This window comes from Anaerovibrio sp. JC8, assembly GCF_002100115.1.
GTDB lineage: Bacteria > Bacillota > Negativicutes > Selenomonadales > Selenomonadaceae > Anaerovibrio.
The window spans coordinates 33,198-53,241 of the sequence record NZ_ANBM01000014.1 but is presented as its reverse complement, the minus strand read 5'-3'; the positions used below and the strand labels follow the sequence as shown (position 1 = coordinate 53,241).

17 protein-coding genes, 3 tRNA genes and 1 rRNA gene are annotated in these 20,044 nt (G+C 47.8%); 10 read left to right on the top strand and 11 right to left on the bottom strand.

Annotation, left to right across the window (positions count from 1 at the left end; translation table 11 throughout):
* Nucleotides 1–46 precede the first annotated feature (46 nt).
* The 6 genes from rrf to D081_RS11400 all read left to right on the top strand — a co-directional run bounded on the left by rrf (nucleotide 47) and on the right by D081_RS11400 (nucleotide 2,378).
* Nucleotides 47–163 (top strand): 5S ribosomal RNA (gene rrf, locus D081_RS11425).
* Between the two features lie 626 nt (nucleotides 164–789).
* Nucleotides 790–1,293, top strand: a complete 504-nt coding sequence (locus tag D081_RS11420; protein WP_085024296.1) for a methyl-accepting chemotaxis protein — start codon at nucleotides 790–792, stop codon at nucleotides 1,291–1,293.
* A gap of 126 nt (nucleotides 1,294–1,419) precedes the next feature.
* Nucleotides 1,420–1,495: transfer RNA gene (locus D081_RS11415), tRNA-Val, on the top strand.
* Between the two features lie 42 nt (nucleotides 1,496–1,537).
* Nucleotides 1,538–1,614: transfer RNA gene (locus D081_RS11410), tRNA-Asp, on the top strand.
* A 5-nt stretch (nucleotides 1,615–1,619) separates the two neighbouring features.
* Nucleotides 1,620–1,695, top strand: a tRNA-Phe gene (locus D081_RS11405).
* A gap of 68 nt (nucleotides 1,696–1,763) precedes the next feature.
* Entirely contained in the window at nucleotides 1,764–2,378 is a 615-nt protein-coding gene (locus D081_RS11400; RefSeq protein ID WP_085024295.1) for a DedA family protein, read from the top strand.
* Between the two features lie 79 nt (nucleotides 2,379–2,457).
* Here D081_RS11400 and D081_RS11395 read toward each other — a convergent pair whose 3' ends face one another.
* The 7 genes from D081_RS11395 to D081_RS11365 all read right to left on the bottom strand — a co-directional run bounded on the left by D081_RS11395 (nucleotide 2,458) and on the right by D081_RS11365 (nucleotide 11,439).
* The gene (locus D081_RS11395; RefSeq protein ID WP_085024294.1) at nucleotides 2,458–4,014 is read right to left on the bottom strand and encodes a nitrite/sulfite reductase; all 1,557 of its coding nucleotides are present in this window, start codon (nucleotides 4,012–4,014) and stop codon (nucleotides 2,458–2,460) included.
* 19 nt (nucleotides 4,015–4,033) lie between these two features.
* Nucleotides 4,034–5,062 (bottom strand): aliphatic sulfonate ABC transporter substrate-binding protein, encoded by a 1,029-nt coding sequence (locus D081_RS11390; RefSeq protein WP_158087664.1) that lies wholly within the window; start codon nucleotides 5,060–5,062, stop codon nucleotides 4,034–4,036.
* A gap of 40 nt (nucleotides 5,063–5,102) precedes the next feature.
* Complete coding sequence (locus D081_RS11385) at nucleotides 5,103–5,906, bottom strand: ABC transporter ATP-binding protein (protein ID WP_085024292.1); 804 nt, start codon at nucleotides 5,904–5,906, stop codon at nucleotides 5,103–5,105.
* A gap of 15 nt (nucleotides 5,907–5,921) precedes the next feature.
* Entirely contained in the window at nucleotides 5,922–6,686 is a 765-nt protein-coding gene (locus D081_RS11380) for an ABC transporter permease (RefSeq protein ID WP_085024291.1), read from the bottom strand.
* Between the two features lie 16 nt (nucleotides 6,687–6,702).
* Complete coding sequence (locus D081_RS11375) at nucleotides 6,703–7,617, bottom strand: glycyl-radical enzyme activating protein (protein WP_085024290.1); 915 nt, start codon at nucleotides 7,615–7,617, stop codon at nucleotides 6,703–6,705.
* A 26-nt stretch (nucleotides 7,618–7,643) separates the two neighbouring features.
* A complete protein-coding gene (locus D081_RS11370; RefSeq protein WP_085024289.1) occupies nucleotides 7,644–10,121 on the bottom strand; it encodes a pyruvate formate lyase family protein in 2,478 nt (825 codons plus the stop codon).
* A 220-nt stretch (nucleotides 10,122–10,341) separates the two neighbouring features.
* Entirely contained in the window at nucleotides 10,342–11,439 is a 1,098-nt protein-coding gene (locus D081_RS11365) for a hypothetical protein (protein ID WP_085024288.1), read from the bottom strand.
* Nucleotides 11,440–11,653: 214 nt separating this feature from the next.
* Here D081_RS11365 and D081_RS11360 point away from each other — a divergent pair, with 214 nt between their 5' ends.
* Both D081_RS11360 and D081_RS11355 read left to right on the top strand, forming a co-directional pair.
* Nucleotides 11,654–12,970: a flagellin gene (locus tag D081_RS11360; RefSeq protein WP_085024287.1), complete on the top strand. Its 1,317-nt coding sequence runs from the start codon at nucleotides 11,654–11,656 to the stop codon at nucleotides 12,968–12,970.
* 118 nt (nucleotides 12,971–13,088) lie between these two features.
* Nucleotides 13,089–14,996, top strand: coding sequence for a fructose-1,6-bisphosphatase (locus D081_RS11355; protein ID WP_085024286.1), 1,908 nt, complete (start codon nucleotides 13,089–13,091; stop codon nucleotides 14,994–14,996).
* Nucleotides 14,997–15,068: 72 nt separating this feature from the next.
* Here D081_RS11355 and D081_RS11350 read toward each other — a convergent pair whose 3' ends face one another.
* The 4 genes from D081_RS11350 to D081_RS11335 are packed head-to-tail and all read right to left on the bottom strand — an operon-like array spanning nucleotide 15,069 to nucleotide 17,765.
* Nucleotides 15,069–15,599, bottom strand: coding sequence for a 2-oxoacid:acceptor oxidoreductase family protein (locus D081_RS11350; protein WP_085024285.1), 531 nt, complete (start codon nucleotides 15,597–15,599; stop codon nucleotides 15,069–15,071).
* Entirely contained in the window at nucleotides 15,596–16,420 is an 825-nt protein-coding gene (locus D081_RS11345; RefSeq protein ID WP_085024284.1) for a 2-oxoacid:ferredoxin oxidoreductase subunit beta, read from the bottom strand. Before D081_RS11345 ends, D081_RS11350 begins: the two co-directional genes overlap by 4 nt.
* The gene (locus tag D081_RS11340) at nucleotides 16,420–17,568 is read right to left on the bottom strand and encodes a 2-oxoacid:acceptor oxidoreductase subunit alpha (protein WP_085024283.1); all 1,149 of its coding nucleotides are present in this window, start codon (nucleotides 17,566–17,568) and stop codon (nucleotides 16,420–16,422) included. Before D081_RS11340 ends, D081_RS11345 begins: the two co-directional genes overlap by 1 nt.
* Complete coding sequence (locus D081_RS11335) at nucleotides 17,565–17,765, bottom strand: 4Fe-4S binding protein (RefSeq protein ID WP_027397891.1); 201 nt, start codon at nucleotides 17,763–17,765, stop codon at nucleotides 17,565–17,567. Before D081_RS11335 ends, D081_RS11340 begins: the two co-directional genes overlap by 4 nt.
* 316 nt (nucleotides 17,766–18,081) lie before the next feature.
* Between D081_RS11335 and pheA the strand changes: the two genes are divergently transcribed.
* A complete protein-coding gene (gene pheA / locus D081_RS11330; RefSeq protein ID WP_085024282.1) occupies nucleotides 18,082–18,948 on the top strand; it encodes a prephenate dehydratase in 867 nt (288 codons plus the stop codon).
* A 28-nt stretch (nucleotides 18,949–18,976) separates the two neighbouring features.
* On the top strand, nucleotides 18,977–20,011 hold the full coding sequence (aroF, locus tag D081_RS11325) for a 3-deoxy-7-phosphoheptulonate synthase (RefSeq protein WP_085024281.1): 1,035 nt from the start codon (nucleotides 18,977–18,979) through the stop codon (nucleotides 20,009–20,011).
* Nucleotides 20,012–20,044 lie beyond the last annotated feature (33 nt).

Here is a 20,044-nt window from a genome sequence, read left to right as displayed (position 1 = left end):
AGCTTGTTTCTGTATAGTTTTGTGGGTACATACTCACAACTGAATATCTGGTGACGTTGGCTATGTGGTCCCACCTGTTCCCATTCCGAACACAGTAGTTAAGCACATAAACGCCGAAAGTACTTGGCTGGAGACGGCCTGGGAGGATAGGAAGTTGCCAGTTAAAAAAGAGCTATCTCTTATGAGATGGCTCTTTTTTTATTGTCTTCTCAGTCCGTTTCGGCGTTTATGTGCTTCATAGTTTGTCCGCCGAAAGTACTTGGCTGGGGGTGAATATGCCGGTGGCATATTCACCGGAACAAGACAAGCGCCTGCTTGTGTTGTTCCGCGGCGTTTAAGCCCGGTGGCATATTCACCGGAACAAGACGGGTGCCATCCCGTCTTGCTCCGCGGTCGGCCTGGGACAGTGGCATGGCTTCGATATAAGAAATCAAGTACGGGGCCTGTCATGGGGTGTTTCATTCATAAGCGCCGCTAGTGTCACATCAAGTCAGGGTAGTACTTCGTCATTGTATTGACGGGCTACGCAGCCGTCAGCCACTTCATATCGGTTCAAATATATTTCTTCAGATGTGACAATTCACGCTCTGCTTATTCATGAAATCACCCGCATGCCACCCGCATCTTTAATATGCTCAATACAGTATCTTCTTTCCCGCATGCCGCCCGCAAATTTTTCTGTCTTTTTTTATTCCAGTTGCAGGTATCATTCAATCTATGTCGAATATTAGAATTTAGACACAGTTATCGTTGGATTAATCATGAATATTTTTAGGGAGGATATTTGATATGGCAATAGATAATGAAGCTCAGAGCACCTTGATTAAGGATATCGCCAGCTATGCAGATGCTGCTTTTGATGAAACTACTTCTCTTGGAAAGAGTGCAGCCAAGTTTAATGATGTTGGTCAGGAATCTGTTCAGCAGGCAAAGCTGCTGGCAGAGAAAAATGCTGAGACCATTAAGGCACTTGGTATTATTGCTGAGATCGCAGAGGAGACCAACCTTCTTTCCCTTAATGCTTCCATCGAGGCTGCCCGTGCAGGCGAGCAGGGCCGTGGCTTTGCGGTTGTAGCAGAGGAGGTTCGTAAGCTGGCTGAGCAGTCCCGTAACGCTACTGAGAGCATTAAGAAGACCTTGAACGAAATGAACAAGGCAGTTACAGATATTACTGCATCCATCAATGCCATTGAGGCCATGGGCCGTGAGCAGGCTGGTGCTGCTGAGCGTATCAATGCAAGCCTTAACAAGGTTGTGGAGGCTTCCAAGGAGCTTAAGGCAGCCCTGGATTAATTGGATAGAGGCGTATTTGTATTTTTCAGGCTCAATAAAAAATATTGGGCCTGTTTTTGTTGACAATTTTTTTCCTTTCATGTATAATAACTCATGTTGTGAGCAGGATATGTTTCCTGCGGTTATGGGCGCTTAGCTCAGCTGGGAGAGCGTCTGCCTTACAAGCAGAATGTCAGCGGTTCGATCCCGTTAGCGCCCACCATAACAATTCCACGAGTTTATCTCGTGTTTTTTTACTGATAACGGCCCGGTAGTTTAGTTGGTTAGAATGCCGCCCTGTCACGGCGGAGGTCAGGGGTTCAAGTCCCCTTCGGGTCGCCATTTTTGCCTCGGTAGCTCAGTTGGTAGAGCAGGGGACTGAAAATCCCCGTGTCAGTGGTTCGATTCCGCTCTGAGGCACCATATAGTTTTGATGAGTCCGATGTGGGGCTCTTTTTTTGTATTTTGTATATAACTGAAAGGATGTTACAATGTCACAATTTGCTGATGTTTTTTTGGGCTTCATTGACCAGTGGGGGTATCTTGCAGTAGCAGTACTTATGGGCTTGGAGAATGCCTGTATTCCAATTCCAAGTGAGTTGATTCTGGGCTTTGCCGGCTATTTGATCTATATAGACCGCATGACCTTCTTTATGGCCACTGTTGCCGGTATGATAGGCGGTATGGTTGGTTCCATTCTTACCTATTATGTAGGTCATCTGGGTGGCCGTCCCTTCGTTGACAAGTACGGCAAGTACTTCTTTATGAAGAAATCCCATGTGGATATTGCCCAGGACTGGTTTGATAAGTATGGTGTAAAGGCGGTATTTTTCAGCCGCATGCTTCCTGTGGTCCGGACCTTTATTTCCCTGCCTGCCGGTTTTGCCCATGTGGATATGAAGAAGTTCATCTTCTACACCTTTGTGGGTTCCCTGCCTTGGACCATGCTGATTCTGGGAATCGGTATGATGCTGGGTGAAGGCTGGAAGGTAATGATGGAGGTTGGCCACGAAATCAGTATTGCTTTCTGTGTAATCCTCGTATTGGTGGTAGCGGTTACCTATTACAAGTACAGCAAAAAGAAAAAGGCCAAGAAAGAGTTTTAATTTTTGACATTGAAAAACCCGTAGTGAGTTCATTTGAATCACTACGGGTTATTTTTATGGAAATACTTATGGTAAATACTTATGGAAGATATGGAGCAGCTATTGTGGCAACTCCGTCAGGATTGAGGGAAATCCATTCATTGTAGGAAAGACCGGTGTAGGCAACGGCAGTACCCAGATCTATCAGGAATTGTGGAATATCCTTTTCAAACAGGAGCCCCAGCTCCTGGCCGAATACTTCCCTTCCTTCCACAGCCTGTCCATTAATAGTGAGCAAAAATGCACTTTGCTTATCTCGGATGGCACCTCTGAAGCCTATAGCCACCAGCTGTGGGGTGGAACAGGACCCTGGGCAGCCACAGATATGAATTGGTGGTAAGGCTCCGTCCGGAAGGCCTGCCTGACGTACAGCTTCCACACACTTATGAATAAGAGCCTGGGAATCCCTTACTCCCGACTGGCATATTGCTGCACCAATGCAGGCAGAGGCCATTTCAAAGGTGGTGGTAGCAGTATCGTGGGCCGTAAGCTTAATGATTTTTCTGGCCTCAATACCGGTAAGATTAACAATATAGGCTGTTTCATCAGGGCTGAGGCGAATTTCTGCCTGGTTTATCATGGCTACAGCCTCAGCCAGCTTCAGGAAGGTCTGAGGATCAGGAGTACCACCGATAGGGTGGTAAACCACGCTGTAGAGCCCCTTTTGCTTTTGTGGCAGGGCCCTTGGATGATTTATAACGGATTTGCCGGTTTTCCTTATTTTTGGCGTTTCCACCGTAAAGGCAAATTCCGTGCTGCCGTTCTTACGTTCAGCTTCCACTTCCTTTAGCTTGTCTTTAAAGGCCTTGCGGTATTTGGCCGCTCCACCCAGAGCTTCCGGGATATAACGGGAGCGGGCCTTGGCACGGTTTTGGAAATTGCCGTATTCCTTGAAGACATTAACCATGGCCTTCACATAGAGGAAGATATCTGTAGGCTTAACCCCTTCTCCAACCTTGATGCCAACCTTGGGATTTGGGCCAACACCGCCGGCACTGTATACATCAAAATTGCCATCTGGTCTGGCCACAAACCCCAGGTCACGGATAGTGGCATGGGAGATATTCTTTGGGGAGCTGGAAAAGCCAATTTTCAGCTTTCGGGGCAGCAGGCCGGCCTTGATAAAATTCATGGCGTATTGGCCCACAGCCTCGGCATAGGGCTGTACATCGAAATATTCATAGCGGTCCAGTCCGGATAATGGAGAGCAGGTTACATTGCGGGGATTATCACCACCGCCACCAATGGTAATGATACCGACCCCCAGAGCACCTTCCATAATATCAAGCAGCGGAGCCAGGGCCAGGTTATGCAGCTGTACCGTTTGGCAGGTGGTAAACTTTATCTTGTTTACCTTATGTTTTTTTATTGCATCAGCAATAAAGGCCAGCTTCGGCCTGGTAATACGACCGGCAGTCATCCGCAGGCGAATCATGCTCTGCTTTTTCTCATCACCGGCCTGGGCATAGCTGCCAAAGATTCCGGAAATGCCCTTGTATTCATTTCTTTTCAGCTCTCCGGCGTAAAATTTCTCTGCGGCTGGTTTAAACTCATTGCGAATTTTTTGCCGCCAGATTTCTGGGTCAGTAACATTCATGGGCAACTCTCCTCTAAATTTACTTTAAGTACTGGTCAACATTAGCCGCCTTAATGTAATCGCGGTTTACATATTTGGCGATATCATATTCTTCCTTCAGTCGGCCAATATTTACCAGGAACTTGATGGTGTCGTTCAGGCCTGCAATATCCTTGTCGTCAATCAATACAGTATAATTGAACTTCTTGATTACCTTCTTGACCTGTTCAGGCTTTAAGGACAAATAAGCTGCAATCTTATTGAGGGTATCATTATCAAGATTAGCCAGCTCCTTTACGCCACGGGCGTAATTTTTAATGATGATGGAAACAACCTCAGGATTAGCCTTGGCAAATTCAGCTCTGGCCACCAGACCGTTTACACCCAGAAGACCAACCTTGCTGCCGTCACTTATAATGCGGCCAGTGCCATTTTCTTCCAGACGGGTTACGTTTGGCTCCCAAATGGCTACAGCATCGGCTTCACCATTTACAAGCACTGCCTCAGCATCACCGGCGGAAATATTGACCAGCTTAACATCATTGATGGACAAGCCGCCGGAGGTCAGGAATTTCTGTGTAAGGTTATGGCCTGTGGAGCCTACAACAGTGGCTATGGTCTTGCCCTTGAACTCAGCCGGACTGGACAGCTGATTGTTTTTGCCGGCCAATACTGCATAGGACAGCGGTGCCTGGCAGGTAATGGCCACCAGTTCGTTCTTCTGGCCAGCGGCAATGCCGGACACGATTGGCACATCACCAATAACGCCCAGATCAGAGCTGCCGGAAGCCAGGGACTCATTCATTGGAGGGCCGGACTCAAAATTATTCCAGTTAACCTTTACGCCCTTGTCCTTTAAGTCCTCTTCTATCCAGCCTTTTTCTTTGGCTACAAACAAAGGAATGAAGGCTGCAGATGGCTGAATGGCAATATTTACCTCCTTGGCCTGCTTGCCTTTGGCTGCCTGCTCCGAGCCGCAGCCTCCCAACAGACCACCTACTACGGTCAGTGAAGCCACCAGGGCTACTGATACCAGCTTATTTACTCTTTTTTTAACACCTAATAACATATTACTCGCTTCCTTTCTCCGTGTATATAATGTTTTCATTTTATATGCTGTAATCCTCAGGAAGTTTTTCATCCTGGAAAAACTCTTCATAAATACGCTTCTTCACCTGCAGGAACTCGTAGCTGTTGCGGTTACGGGGCACAGGCAGATCCACATGAAGCTCCAGCTTTATGCGGCCAGGCTTGGAATCCAGTACAATGATATGGTCTGCCAAGAATACTGCTTCTTCAATGTCATGGGTAACCATTACCATGGTGGTTCCGGCTTTTCGCTGAATTCGCTTTAATTCCTTTTGCAGGGCTATTTTTGTAAAGGCATCCAAGGCACCAAAGGGCTCATCCAGGAGCAATACTTCTGGTTTATTGACCAGAGCCCGGGCGATGCCGGCTCTTTGGGACATACCGCCGGATAACTCCTTGGGATAGGCTTTCTCAAAGCCCTTGAGTCCCACCAGTTCGATATAGGTCTGAACCAGCTGCTTTTTTTCTTCCTTGTCAATGACTGTCAGGGCATAGCCTACGTTCTGTTCAACTGTAAGCCAGGGAAATAAACGATGCTCCTGAAAGACGATGCCTCTGGTTTTGGAAGGAGCAACTACCTCCTTGCCGTCAATTATGATTTGTCCCCCATGGTTGCTGTCCAGTCCGGAAATGGCCCGAAGCAGAGTGCTCTTGCCGCAGCCGCTGGCCCCGACTATACATAGGATTTCTCCCTTGGCCATGGAAAAATTAATATCATCAAGAACATTGAGACGTTGCTTTTTCTGCACGAAATATTTATTTACGTGGTCAATTACCAAATATGGCTCCTGCTTAAGCAGGGCAGTTTCTGCATTTTTTCCCATAATTTGTACCTCCCCTTAAATCCATCGGAGTGTTTTCTTTTCCACAAATCTGAGTAACGAATCCATCAGCTTGCCAACAATACCTATGGTCAGCATACCAACGATTACTATGTCAGTCTGGCCAAATTGCCGGGCGTCCATAATAAGGTACCCAAGGCCGGTAGTGGATGATACCAGCTCTGCGGCCACAACGCACATCCAGCAGGAGCTGAGGCCGGTCCGCAGCCCGGTGAAAATATTAGGGGCGGCACCTGGAATAACCATGAGGGCTATATGCTTCCAGAATGGGGTTTCCATGGAGCGGGACACCTCCACCAGCTTCGGGTCTGTCTGATGAATGCCATCAACGACGTTAATAAGAATGGTGAAGAAACCTCCCAGGAAAATAAGGAAAACCTTACCGGATTCACCAATACCAAACCAGAGAATAACCAGTGGAATCCAGGCAATTGGGGGTATAGGCTTTATCATTTGAATAATAAGTTCAGTTATGCGGTCCAGATGCTTGGACAGACCGATTAAAATGCCTAAGGAAATACCCAACAGAGCAGCCAGAAAATAGCCCTGCAGCACTCTGGATACGCTGATAAACATGTTGGTAAACAAGGCACCATCAGCTACCAGATCAATAATTGTTTCCAAAATGGAATTAGGAGCCGGGAGAATAATGGTATTCAGGTGTCCCTGCCGGGCCATAACGGTCCACACTGACAATATTGACAGTAAAAGGGCAAGATATTCAATAAAATAGCCTGTACTGCGAAAAGCACGATTAACCATAAACAACACCTCACTTTTAGATAATTGACTTAAATAAGGAATCGGCTAAGCGGTGTAATTCTTCGAATTTATCCTGGGGCAATTCCACCTCGCCCATAGGATAGGGGCGATGGAGGGAAGCATATTTTGGCAGCCCCAGCCGATGATATTTCAATAACTCCCATTCCAGCTTTCTCCGTTTTTCAAAGGGCTTCAGATAATCAGCGATAGCTTTAATAGCAGTTGGATTATCATTTACCCCGGGAATAACAGGGGTTCTGATGCGAAAATGAATATGGGGAAATTCCTGAATTAATCTTTTTATATTACTTAGTATTTTTTGATTGGGCAGGCCGGTCCATTCTTTATGTACATCACTGTCCATAACCTTAATGTCCGTCATGTAATAATCAATGTGCCGGGCAATATTGGCCACCGTATCCCATGCGGCATAGCTGGTGGTTTCAATGGCGGTTTTTATGCCATTGGCCTGTGCCTGCTCCAGCAGGGACAAGGCGAAATGTGGCTGGGCCAAGGGTTCACCACCGCTGATAGTCAGCCCTCCTGTTTCATCAAAAAATGGCTTTTGTTCCAGCAATATTTTTATAAGCTCATCTACGGTGTATTTTTTACCGATCAGATGCAGTGCCTTGGTGGGACATGCCAGCTCCAGGTCTTTGTAAGAGGGCAGCTTCCTGGAGCTGCTTCCGCTGTCCCATGATATCTCCTCATTTTTTATGGAGATATTATATTTCTTAAGCTGCTTTACACAGCTGCCACATTTAAGACAGGCACCGGCACTCCAGCCAAGCTCAGGCTGGAATTGCTGGGTTTCCGGGTTGGCACACCATTTACAGCGAAAGGGGCAGCCCTTAAAGAAAACCACTGTCCTGATGCCCGGCCCATCCTCAGTGGAAAAATGCTGAATGTTGGTTATAATTCCTTCTTCCATCCAAGCACCTCCTTGTCGGGGGAATTTTATGCAGTGAGTTCATGCTCTGTCCGCTGAATGATGTCCTCCTGAAGGTCAGGTGACAGCTCAACGAAATATGCACTGTAGCCGGCTACTCTTACCAGCAGGCTGCGGTACAGCTCTGGGGTCTGCTGGGCCTTCAGCAAGGTTTCCCGATTAATGATATTAAACTGCAGGTGCCACAGCTTCAGCTTGCACCAGGCCCTTATCATGGCAATAATCTTTTCATTGCCGTCCTGCCCGGCTACAGTGGATGGACTGAGTTTAATGTTCAGGAGGCGGGAGGCCCGGTTAATATAATTGGTGTTCTTGGTATTGAAGTTGGATAACAATACTGCTGTTGGTCCATTAATATCGGCCCCCTGGGAAGCAGAGGAACCGTCTGACAGGGCAGTACCGGCCTTACGGCCATTTGGCAATGCACCCACCACCTTGCCGAAAGGCACATTGGCGGATTGGGAAACATATCTGAGGTCGATATTTACACCCAGATAGCGGGCATTTTCCTTGGCGAACTGTACCCCCACCCGGTCAATAGTCTTGGCAATTTCATCCACATAAGAGTCATTGTTGCCATAAGCCGGTGAATGGAGCAGACGCTGGCGGATATCCTCAAAGCCTTCAAAATCTGCTTCTATTGCAGCCAACAGCTGCTGCCAGTTTAAGGTTTTGTTTTCATATATATTCTTTTTAATGGCGGCCAGACTGTCTGCCACGGAGGCCAGGCCGATAAAATCAAAGTAGCCCAAGTCTACGCCACCTGGAATATGCTCACTGTGAAGGTCCAGCCCATGCTCCATGCACAGGGCATGAAGGGCAGAGCCAAGGGGAGAAGCAAAATGCTTCGGTCTGGTACGGTTGGCAATATACTGCTGGCGGAAGGTCTGGCGCAAAATGAACCGTTCCTGGGCAATAAAGGCCTGTTCAAAGTCTTCATAGGAGGCAAAATCCTCCGGCTGGCCGGTTTCCACTGTCAGCAGCTCATTGCCGTACTTGGCCATGCGCCCGTTTCTAAGGGTCAGCTCCAGTACGGCCCCCAGATTAATGAAGGCACATGGAGTGGTAAAGGTGTCCAGATTTGGCATCCGTACCTCGGTGCAGCCGGATACGGCATAATCCCTGGCGGAAGCTATATCAGCTCCCTTGGCCACCAGCAGGGGAATGATTTCTTCATCATTAAGGAGCTTCGGAAAGCCGGCACCGTCACGGATGGTGGTGGCCACCTGATCCAGATATTCCCTGGTGGAACCGGTGTGAATTCTGGCTGCCAAATCCGGATAATTCAGCGGAAATTCCCGTTTGTTTTCCAGAAGGATATAGGTCAGATCGTTTACGGCATCATTGCCTTCCTGATCTACGCCGCCTACAGTAACAGCCTCCCAATGAGCATAGCCTTCGTTGAACTTAACACCGGCAGGGCTTACATACAGGTCCTGATACTGAGCCATGCCCAGCCACATGCACTGGAACAGCTCCTTGACAAAGTCCTTGGTGATTTTGCCCGCATCCATATCCTTCTTATAATATGGATACAAATACTGGTCCATGCGGCCGTTGGAAATGGTGGCACCGGTCTTTTGCTCCAGGCGGGAGAAAAGCTGGATAAACCACTGGGACTGTACTGCTTCATAGAAGCTGTCTGCCGGGTAACGGGGAACCTTGGCCGCTATGCGGGAAATCTCCAGAAGCTCCTGACGGCGCTTGTCATCAGTGACAGCACCGGCCAGCCGCTTTGCCTCATCGCTGTAGCGCTGGGCCCAAAGGATGATGGCATCAGATACTATGATAATGGCCTGATAGAATTCTGCCTTATCGATGCTGTCATGGGGGTCAAAGGGATTAAGCCGGTCCAGCTTGTCCTTTGCCTCTGCCTTGATGGCTTCAAAGCCCTGATCAATTCCCTTGCCAAAATCATGAACCCATTGCAGGGCAGACCTCATGGAGGAGGTCTCGTTGGCAATAAAGCGTGAAGTGAAAGTATCCACCGGGTCGTAGGTTATTTTCAGCACATCCTCCGGCAGGGAACGGGCCAAATCCTCATAATAGGTTTTGCCATCCCAATAAGGGGCTATTTCCTCCTGAATGATGCGCAGGTCCTCATCGGATATTTCAAAAGGTGATTCCACCCGGTTGGCTGCCTGCTGGGCAAAGCTCTGCAAAAAGCAGCCGTCCAGCTCCGGATAGATCAGGCCATATTTGCCCTGGCCACCCACCCGGCCTACCAGCAGCTCGTCATCATTGATGATTACATCGATGTTTTCTGCCACATGGTAGAGGGCCTTGGCCCAGCGCAGTACCAGGGACTGTCCCTCAGTGGTTTTAAAGGATTCAGTAAAGTACTTGGCCCGCTGCACGTCTACGCTGGAGCGGGAGCCCTGAAAGCTGTCATACAGACGCTGTATACGGCTATTTTTGGAAAAAACCACCTGCCCCCTGTTATCTTCAATCCTCTTTTCCTGAGGAGATAAAATCTTGTTTGCCATTTTCCATTCCTCCCATTGGTAGTTCATTAACCTACCTAAAAAGTATGTTTAATCAGTTTTTGAAAGTATACAATATTTATTTTCACATTGCAACAATTTTTTATAAAAACATATATTTTTTGTATGTTTTGCAAAAATCTATTTCCAAAAATAAAACAGGCAATAAAAAAAGAGCTATAACAAAATGCTGTCGCAATCTGTTATAGCTCCCGTTATCATCTTATGGAATGGTGGAGGTCTTGCCGCTGCTGATGGCGGTATTCTTCACCACATCATCAATGCGGTAATCAATATCCATGGCATCCTTTTGGAAGGACTTGCTCATATTATATTCATCCGGTGAATCAGTTTCCAGGGCCTCGATAAAGTGTCTCCAGGCTTCTGCAGTCAGTCTGGAGGATTCCTTTCTCTGTGTTGCCAAATACTGGCCACCGTCGTTTACTGGTATGTTATCCAGCTCCTGCTGACGCTTTTCCAGGGCCGGAATAATGTCTGAGCGAATGTAGGCAACCATCTTGCTGCGCATGGAGGCCGTCAGCACCCCGTCAGAGGATTTGTCCAGCCTCTTGAAGTGTGTCTGCTGGCTGTCGAGAATATCATTGTATTTTTCAATTATATCCGAGGTAGCCTGAATATAATTTTTAAGGCCATTTTCCTGAATTGGGCTCAGGAAATCCAGATAGTCCCGATAGTTTTTGATTTCGCATACCTTCCATTCACCATCACGCTCCACCATAAGAACATGGAGAGTAAAAAGGGTGCCGGTGTAGGTGTCCCTCACCGCAATTTTGGCAATGGCTTCATGGCTGCCGGTTTTCTTTACACTGTCAATCTTTATGAACTCCGTATTGCGGAGCTGGGAACGCTCCACCAGATATTCATAATCTATGCCCAGCTGGCGTCCCTTTAAAATGTTGTTCCCCGTAGGAACAGCCCACTGGCCCGAAGGGATAAAGTCCAAAATCAGGGCATTGGTCTCGCTGACCACCTGCGGCTTTATCTTCATATAGAAGGTCTCAAACATAACCTTGGTTTCGTCAGTGAGGTGGCTGTCATGGGCAAACATATCCCGGGTAAGGTCATCATAGGCTCTCCCCGTGATGCTTTCCATGTCACAGTACTTTTCAATTGTGGCCAAGTCCTTTGCCTTAAAGGCCTGCTGCAGCTTATTTAATGCATATTCCGGTGTTGAGGCATAAAAGAAATACCAGAACACATATCCCAAAATGGCAGCAAGACTGATAATACCCACAATCCGCTGTATTTTGGTTCTTCTACGACCTTGGACAAGCATTTCCTGCCAGTCGACGTGTTTCATTATTAAAAAATCCTCCCCTTGGAGTTAAGTCTCATACACACTATTATAACTCAATTGGTTATTTTTTTCCTTCAAAAAAATAAAAAAATCCTCCATGAAAATTTTATTTTCAGCTTAATATTTCTATAGAAAATGTCGATAATATGACACAAGGATAATTATGTCATATAGTATCACGGATGATACGTCAGTAATCGGCAAGGAGGTAATATATATGGCTACCATCGGTTCATATGCACAGCAGCTTGCACTCCTTAACACGCTGAATATGAATTACAGCAAGGCATTAAAGAGTGCCAATCAGGTTGCTACGGGCAATAAAATTAACTCAGCCAAGGATGATGCTTCATACTGGGCTATTGGCAAGCGTATGGATGTGGAAATTGGTGCCCTGGGACAGGCATCTTCCAATGTTCAGACCGGCAACAGTATGCTTAATGTGGCCAGCGGTGCCATGGATAATACCCTGGAAATTCTGACCACCATGAAGGAAAAGGCCATTGCAGCTGCTAATTCCACAGCAAAGGACAGCGACCGGGCTACCATCCAAAAGGAGCTTAATCAGTATATCGACCAGATCAACGATAATGCTCTGGTAACCTATAACGGCAAGTATCTGCTGAATGGTTCCAATAAGGGGGCAACCCTGGAGACCAGTCAGGCCTATACCAATAATAGTCTGGGCCTTGATACCACAGGCGCGACCAAGCTCACTGACCTTACCCGCCGTCAGGGGGACAGCCTCAATATTGATGCCACGGATACAGTAAATGTTTCCTTCGTAAAGGATGGCAAGACCTATTCCACATCCTTTACTGCCGGGGATTATACCCTGGAGGATGTTTTCAAGAAGGCCAATGAGGCCGGGGCAGGAGATGTATTCGATACCTCCTCCATGGCTACGGCCACCTCAGTGATTGGCACTGATTCCAGCGGCAAGGAGGTTCATACTGTGGACGACCAGAATGCTGTCACCGTCAAGGCAGCCCAGGCCGGAACAGCAGGCGCCATTGCCGGCTTTACCATTTCCATTACGGATGCGGAGGGCAATGTAAAGAAGGCTACCAATTCCGATTTGGACAGCTTCACTGAATCCATTGGCGCAGCAGATACCAGAGGGGATAATTCCCTGGTGCTGCATACAGGCTCTGCCGCTACCCAGGATATGCACATGGCATTGGGTGATGCCAGCGCACGGGCTTTGGGACTTCAGGGCTCCGATGGTTCCTATCTCAGTGTGGGCACCCAGGAGGATGCCAATGCGGCCATCAATGTTATTGATAATGCCATTAACCGCCTTCTGGATCAGCAGACCAGCGTAGGTGCCATGCAGTCACGGCTGGATTACACCCATACCAATCTGGTGACCCAGCAGACCAATGTTACCGATTCAATGACCACCATTATCGGTGCGGATATGGCCAAGGCCATTACACAGTATACCAGCTACAATATTCAGATGCAGGCCGCCCAGGCCATGCTTGCTCAGTCCATGAGCAATTCCTCATGGTTCCTGAGTCTGCTCCAATAACACTAAAACATTAAAAGGGACTGGCAATTCAGTCCCTTTTTTTAGTACAATAGGAGTTAAGGAAAAGGGAGCGTTTTCCCCTTAGTTTTTAGCTGTAAAAAAGAAAGGCACTTTACTGATGAAAGCACCAATCACAAATTTGCAAAAGCAGAAGCAAAGATATTTAAGGCTGCTGGCAGAGAAGTATCCTACCAAGGAATCTGTTTATTCCAACCTTATTCACCTTCAGGCCAGCCTCAGCCTGCCAAAGGGCGTTGAGCACTTTTTAAGTGACCTCCATGGCGAGTATGAGCTGTTTTATCACATTTTCAACAACTGCTCCGGCGTTATCAAGGAGAAGGTTGACTATGTATTCGGGGCCCGGCTGACGGATGAGGAAAAGGCAGAGTTCTGCACCCTTATCTATTATCCAAAGGAAAAGATTGAGCAGATGAAGGACAAGCGCCGGAATAATCCTGAGTGGTACCGGGAAAGCCTGGCCAGACTTCTTGAGGTTGTAAAGCTCATGAGCTACAAGTATCCTTTGGACAAGGTGAACAGCTTTGTGCCGAAGCGCTACCGCAGCGTTATTATGGAGCTTTTGAATACCCATCCTGAGGCAGACCATGCCCAGTTTATTTACCATAAGCGGCTTTTGAATATGATTGTCCAGGTGGATGGGGCATCAGACTTTATTATAGCCTTTACCATATTGATCAAGCGTCTGGCAGTTGACCACATGCATATAGTGGGTGACTTCTTCGACAGAGGCAACCGTCCTGACGCCATTATGGAAATGGTAATGAACTATCCTTCCATAGATATTCAGTGGGGCAATCACGATGTTATGTGGATGGGGGCGGCCTGCGGCAGTGATGTGTGTATTGCCGGCGTAGTAAGAAACAGCCTCAGATACAATAATACCGACGTACTGGAAAAGGGCTATGCCATCAGTCTGCGTCCGCTGTCTCTCTTTGCCCACAGGATTTATCCTGATGAGAGTCCTTTGAAGGCTTCGGAAAAGGCCATGTCCATGATTATGTTCAAGCTGGAGGGACAGCTCATCAAGCGTAATCCTGATTTCCAGATGGACAGCCGCCTGCTGCTGGAGCACGTGGACTATAAGACCTCCTGCTTTAAGAAGGATGGCAAGAAATATGAATTGTCCTCTGCCTACTTCCCGACCATTGATCCGAATAATCCATACGAGCTGACCAAGGAAGAGGCAGCCATTATGGATCATCTCAAGTCCTTCTTTATTGAAAGTGAGCCACTGCGCCGTCATGTGGATTACCTCTACAAGCATGGCAGCGTGTACACATGCTTCAATGGTAATCTGCTGTTCCATGGCTGTGTGCCGCTCAATAATGATGGCTCCTTCAAGGAAATTACCTTTGACGGCAAGAAGTACAAGGGGCGGGCTTACCTTGATTTCGTGGACCAGCTGGCCAGAAAGGCCCAATCCGGCAAGGACCAGCGGGCTCTGGACTTCATGTGGTTCCTGTGGAGCGGCCTTCTTTCACCTATCAGCGGCCGGGAGTTCCGCACCTTTGAGCGCATGTTCCTGGTGGATGAGTCCACCTGGAAGGAGCCGGCGGATCCGTATTATAAGCTGATAAACAAGGAAGAGGTCTGCGAAAAGATTCTTGAGGAATTCGGCCTGGACCCTGAGGAAGGACATATTATCAATGGTCATGTTCCGGTTAAGGTTAAGAAGGGTGAAACCCCGGTAAAGGCCAACGGCAAGGCCATCGTTATTGACGGTGGTTTCTGCAGGGCATACCATAATAAGACGGGTATTTCCGGCTATACACTGATTTCCAATTCCCGTGGTCTCAGACTGCTGGAGCATCAGACCGTGGCGGATGTAAAGGAAGCCCTGAAGAACAACAAGGATATTGAATCCGTATCCGAGACCCTGGAACTGCAGGCAAAGAACACCAGCGTGGGGGATACGGACGAGGGCAGGATTATTCAGGAGCAGATTACTGACCTTTATAATCTGTTGACAGCCTATCAGAATGGTACATTAAAACCAAAAGATTAATTTAAACTATATTCATAAAAAAATCCTCTGGCACAATGCCAGAGGATTTTTGGTTTATTCTGATATCAGATATTACTGTTCAGGAACAGCGTCCCAGCCCACCTGAAGAGCCTTCATGTTCTGCTCTACAGTGTGTGGTGGTACCCGGTTGGCAACGGCCTTTTTGATGGATTCAAAATCAACCAGACCGGTTATGCGAACCAGTGCACCTAAAGCAACAATGTTGGCAAAGAGGGATTTTCCGATTTCCTCCACTGCCAGCTTGGTAATAGGAATACGAATAATATTCTTGAATTTAGGTGGTTCCGGTACCAGATCTGTATCCAATACAAGAACACCCTCAGGGTTAAGGTCGGCATAATACTTGTCTGCGGCCTTCTGGGTCATGGCCAGTACCAGATCAGGCACTTCTACATGAGGATGGAAAATAGGCTGGTCATCAATAATAACCTCAGACTTGGAAGCACCGCCACGGGCCTCTGGACCGTAGGACTGGGACTGTACAGCCTCCTTGCCCTCGGCAACAGCTGCCTCGGCGAAAATAATGGCGGCGGTAATTACACCCTGGCCACCGGACCCGGATAATCTAAGCTGCTTTCTCATTTATCAGCACCTCCTGCAATCTGAATAACCTCGTTGTATGCAGTTGCATAATCTGTTTCGCTTTCATTGTAGAAGAGGCCGATAGGGAATTTTTCCTCAGTCTTCTTATCCTCTGGAAGCTTGTCCCAGGCTGCTTTCATAACAGCATTGTCACGCATCCACATCATCATCTTGGCCGGATCAGCCATCTTGTTCTTGCGTCCATAGGAAGTAGGACACTGGCAGATAGCCTCCACGAAGGAGAAGCCCTTGTTGTCCAGACCGCCGGCGATCATATCAGTAAGATGCTGAACATGGAAGGCGGTGGAGCGGGCTACATAGGTGGCACCGGCTGCCTCAGCCAGACGGCAGGCATCAAAGTTGCGGTCAATGGCACCATAAGGGGCGGTAGTAGCCTTCTTGTGGGTAGGTGTCATAGGAGAAGCCTGACCACCGGTCATGCCATAGATGCTGTTGTTGAAGAGTACAACTGTCAGATCCACATTGCGGCGGCAGCCGTGAATGAAGTGATTGCCACCGATGGCGGTGCAGTCACCATCACCGGTGATAACAATAACATTCAGCTCAGGATTTGCCAGCTTGATACCGGTGGCAAACGGAATAGCACGGCCATGTGCTGTATGGAGAGTATCAAAATCCATATAGCCGGAAGCTCGGGAGGAGCAGCCGATACCGGATACGATTACGGTTTTATCCTGGTCCAGACCCTTCTTTTCAATGGCCTGAACAATAGCCTTCATAACAATGCCGTTACCACAGCCTGGACACCAGAGGTGTGGCAGGCGATTCTGACGAAAATATTTTTCAAAAGATCTTTCCATTATGCCTTACCTCCTGCTACAAGCTCATCAATACCAGCTTCAATTTCAGCCGGCTCAAATATAGTCATGTCATATTTAGCACAGAGCTCTACAGGGCACTTGCCAGCCACAACACGTTCAACCTCGCCTACCAGCTGGCCATAATTCAGCTCAGCCACCAGGATACCCTTAACCTTCTCGGCGATTTTCTTTATGGCTTTGTCAGCGAAAGGCCAGATGGTAATGGGACGAACAAGGCCAATCTTGATACCCTTCTTGCGGGCATTGGCAACAGCCTCATAAGCAGTACGGGCAGTACCGCCAAAGGCAACAACGGCATATTCGGCATCATCCATGAAGTATTCCTCTACATGGGTGATTTCATCCCGTGCAATATCAATTTTCTCGTGGAGGCGCTTGGTAACCTCACGGGTAATCTTAGGGCTGCCAATAGGGAAGCCGGTGTCATCATGGATAAGGCCAGTTACATGAATATGGTAGCCTTCACCGAAGTTGGCGGTATTAGGCACCAGATCCTTGTCAGGAGTAAATGGCTCGTAGCCCTCTGCACGGCTACAGGATGGCTTGCGGCGTGGATAGATTTCGATGGCCGATGCTTCAGGAAGCTCCACCTTTTCCCGTAAGTGACCGACGATTTCATCCATCAGGAGAATAACAGGAGTACGGAAGCGTTCGGAATAATTTACGGCCATAACGGCAGTATCGAAGGCCTCACGGACACTCCAAGGAGACAGGGCAATCATTGGATGATCACCATGGGTACCCCAGCGGGCCTGCATAACATCACCCTGGGAAGGGGCTGTAGGCTGACCGGTGGACGGACCCACACGCTGAACATTTACAATTACAACCGGAATTTCAGCGGCAGCAGCATAACCGATAAGCTCCTGCTTCAAGGAAATACCAGGACCGGAGGAAGCAGTAACTGCCTTTTTGCCGGCCAGGGATGCTCCCAATACAACACCCATGCTGGCAATTTCATCCTCCATCTGTACAAACTTACCGCCAACAGTTGGCAGCAGCTTGGCCATACCTTCTGCAACCTCTGTAGAAGGTGTAATTGGATAACCGCCAAAGAAGCGTACGCCTGCCGCTAACGCGCCTTCTACGCAGGCTTCATTACCTTGCATTAATCTCGCTTTACTCATGCCTTCACCTTCTTATCTACAAAAATTGCATAATCTGGGCAACGAAGTTCGCACTGACCACAGGCGATACAGGCATCGGCATTTACTACCATTACCTTTCCCAGCTCGTCCACGGCAAGAACCTGTTTAGGGCAAAAAGCCACACAGATACCGCACCCCTTACACCGTGGCAGCTTGATAGTAATTTCGGAATTCATTTTCTCCCCTCCAATTACTCAAATAATACACTTGGCAATCCATCAGAATAATCCAATGACGGACTCTTAACTAGATTATAACAGAATTTTTATAATATTTAATAAATTTATCAAACATTTTTGACAATATAAACAATTTTAATGGATACTATATCAGAAAAGTTATATCAAAATATAGCAATGTGAAAAACATATGTCAATATATTGTACGTAAAGATGTAACATTATTGCGTAAAATTGGCAATAATTATATAATAATTCTAAAATGTTACAATAATTTTATTATGTTTTTATTGTATAGATGGGTGGTTTGTAAGTGGAAAAATTAGGTTATTTGGGTCCCGTTGGCACTCACAGTGAGGCGGCGGCATTATATCTGAATGAACAGCTTCCGGAACGGTGTGAGCTGGTACCGTTGAACAATATTTATACGGCTATTCATGCAGTGGAGACAGGGGCAGTGGATACCTGTCTGGTGCCCGTGGAAAATTCCATTGAGGGCTCCATAAATATCACTCTTGATACCCTGGCCAACAGCGACGGGCTGAAGGTTATCCGTGAGCTGATCTGGGGGGTTCACAATCACCTCATGGCAAAAAGCACTGATACGAAAATAACCAAAATTTTGTCCCATGCCCAGCCTCTGGCCCAGTGCCGGGAATATCTGATGAATCACTATCCTGAAGCGGAGCAGGAGGCCGTGGTAAGCAGTGCTGCTGCCGCCACCCATGTAGGCAACATGCCGGCCGACAGTGGCTGGGCGGCTATCTGTACGGAGAGAGCCGGAGAGATGAACGGTCTGGTGGCCTTGGCTCACAACATAGAGGACCGGCAGAATAATTCCACCCGGTTTTATCAGCTGGCCCGCAAGGATTACAGGGCAGAGCTGCCAGAGGAAAAGACCCTTATTATCTGCCAGATTGACGGCAAGGATGCAGGCCGACTTTGCGAGGTGTTGCTGGAAATGGCCACCAGAGACGTAAATATGACCAGAATCGAGTCCCGTCCGGCCAGAACAGGTCTGGGAGAGTACATTTTCTTTTTTGATGTGGATGTTCCGAAGCGGTTCGTTAATCTGGATGCGGCCATGCAGGGCATCCGCCGTAAGAGTGTATGGCTGAAAAATCCGGGCCGTTTCCCTGTTATTTATGCAGATAACAGGACGGATGGGGTATGTAAGTGATATAATAGTAAACTAAGAGAGGTATTTGATGGTTATTATTATGCGTTCCGGTGCTGATGAAAAAAGCATTCAGGATGTTATCAGGGCAATTGAATACAACGGGCTGTCCGCCAAGATTATGGAGGGAGAGTTCCAGACAATAATAGGTGTTATAGGTGACCGTGAAAAGATGTGCTGTCTTAACGTGGAGTCACTTGAAGGTGTAGAAAAAGCAGTGAGTATTTCCAAGAGTTATAAGCTGGTCAGCCGTGAGTATCATCCACAGCCTACTGTCATTGATGTGGATGGAATCAAAATCGGTGATGGCAATCTGATAGCCATAGCCGGTCCTTGTGCCGTAGAATCCAAGGAACAGATAATGGCGGCTGCCGACATTGTAAAATCAGGTGGTGCCCAGTTTTTAAGGGGCGGTGCCTACAAGCCAAGAACCTCGCCATATTCCTTCCAGGGCTTGGAGGAGCTGGGGCTAAAATATCTGGCCGAGGCCAGGGAACGTACCGGGCTTAGAATAGTGTCAGAGGTTACAGAGGTTGAGAACGTAAAAAAGGTTGCCGAGTATGTGGATGTACTGCAGGTGGGAGCAAGGAACATGCAGAATTTCCGCCTCCTGAAGGAAGTGGGGCGGCAGGAGAAGCCTGTTCTGCTGAAGCGTGGTATATCAGCCACCATAGATGAGTGGCTGAATGCAGCCGAGTATATTATGAGCGAGGGCAACGAGCAGGTTATTCTGTGTGAACGTGGTATAAGAAGCTATGAGGAATATACCCGGAACACCCTGGATTTGAGTGCGGTAGCAGCAGTCAAGCATTTGTCACACTTGCCTATCATTGTGGATCCAAGTCATGGCACCGGTAAATGGCGCATGGTGAAGCCGATGGCCTTTGCGGCAGTGGCTGCCGGCGCGGACGGGCTTATGATGGAGATGCACCCGGATCCTGCCAAGGCCCTTTCGGATGGTCCTCAGTCCCTAACCCCGGAGCATTACAGGGATATAATGAGTGGCGTCAACAGGCTGGCGGCTTTTTTGCAGGAGTCAGGCCTGGCAATACGTGATATTGGATAATCATATTTTAAAACTGTTTGTGAAAGCAATTTT

Coding starts and splice junctions, on each gene's coding strand:
- D081_RS11420 (WP_085024296.1), top strand. CDS start 790: ATGGCAATAGATAATGAAGCTCAGAGCACCTTGATTAAGGATATCGCC.
- D081_RS11400 (WP_085024295.1), top strand. CDS start 1,764: ATGTCACAATTTGCTGATGTTTTTTTGGGCTTCATTGACCAGTGGGGG.
- D081_RS11395 (WP_085024294.1), bottom strand. CDS start 4,014: ATGAATGTTACTGACCCAGAAATCTGGCGGCAAAAAATTCGCAATGAG.
- D081_RS11390 (WP_158087664.1), bottom strand. CDS start 5,062: ATGTTATTAGGTGTTAAAAAAAGAGTAAATAAGCTGGTATCAGTAGCC.
- D081_RS11385 (WP_085024292.1), bottom strand. CDS start 5,906: ATGGGAAAAAATGCAGAAACTGCCCTGCTTAAGCAGGAGCCATATTTG.
- D081_RS11380 (WP_085024291.1), bottom strand. CDS start 6,686: ATGGTTAATCGTGCTTTTCGCAGTACAGGCTATTTTATTGAATATCTT.
- D081_RS11375 (WP_085024290.1), bottom strand. CDS start 7,617: ATGGAAGAAGGAATTATAACCAACATTCAGCATTTTTCCACTGAGGAT.
- D081_RS11370 (WP_085024289.1), bottom strand. CDS start 10,121: ATGGCAAACAAGATTTTATCTCCTCAGGAAAAGAGGATTGAAGATAAC.
- D081_RS11365 (WP_085024288.1), bottom strand. CDS start 11,439: ATGAAACACGTCGACTGGCAGGAAATGCTTGTCCAAGGTCGTAGAAGA.
- D081_RS11360 (WP_085024287.1), top strand. CDS start 11,654: ATGGCTACCATCGGTTCATATGCACAGCAGCTTGCACTCCTTAACACG.
- D081_RS11355 (WP_085024286.1), top strand. CDS start 13,089: ATGAAAGCACCAATCACAAATTTGCAAAAGCAGAAGCAAAGATATTTA.
- D081_RS11350 (WP_085024285.1), bottom strand. CDS start 15,599: ATGAGAAAGCAGCTTAGATTATCCGGGTCCGGTGGCCAGGGTGTAATT.
- D081_RS11345 (WP_085024284.1), bottom strand. CDS start 16,420: ATGGAAAGATCTTTTGAAAAATATTTTCGTCAGAATCGCCTGCCACAC.
- D081_RS11340 (WP_085024283.1), bottom strand. CDS start 17,568: ATGAGTAAAGCGAGATTAATGCAAGGTAATGAAGCCTGCGTAGAAGGC.
- D081_RS11335 (WP_027397891.1), bottom strand. CDS start 17,765: ATGAATTCCGAAATTACTATCAAGCTGCCACGGTGTAAGGGGTGCGGT.
- aroF (WP_085024281.1), top strand. CDS start 18,977: ATGGTTATTATTATGCGTTCCGGTGCTGATGAAAAAAGCATTCAGGAT.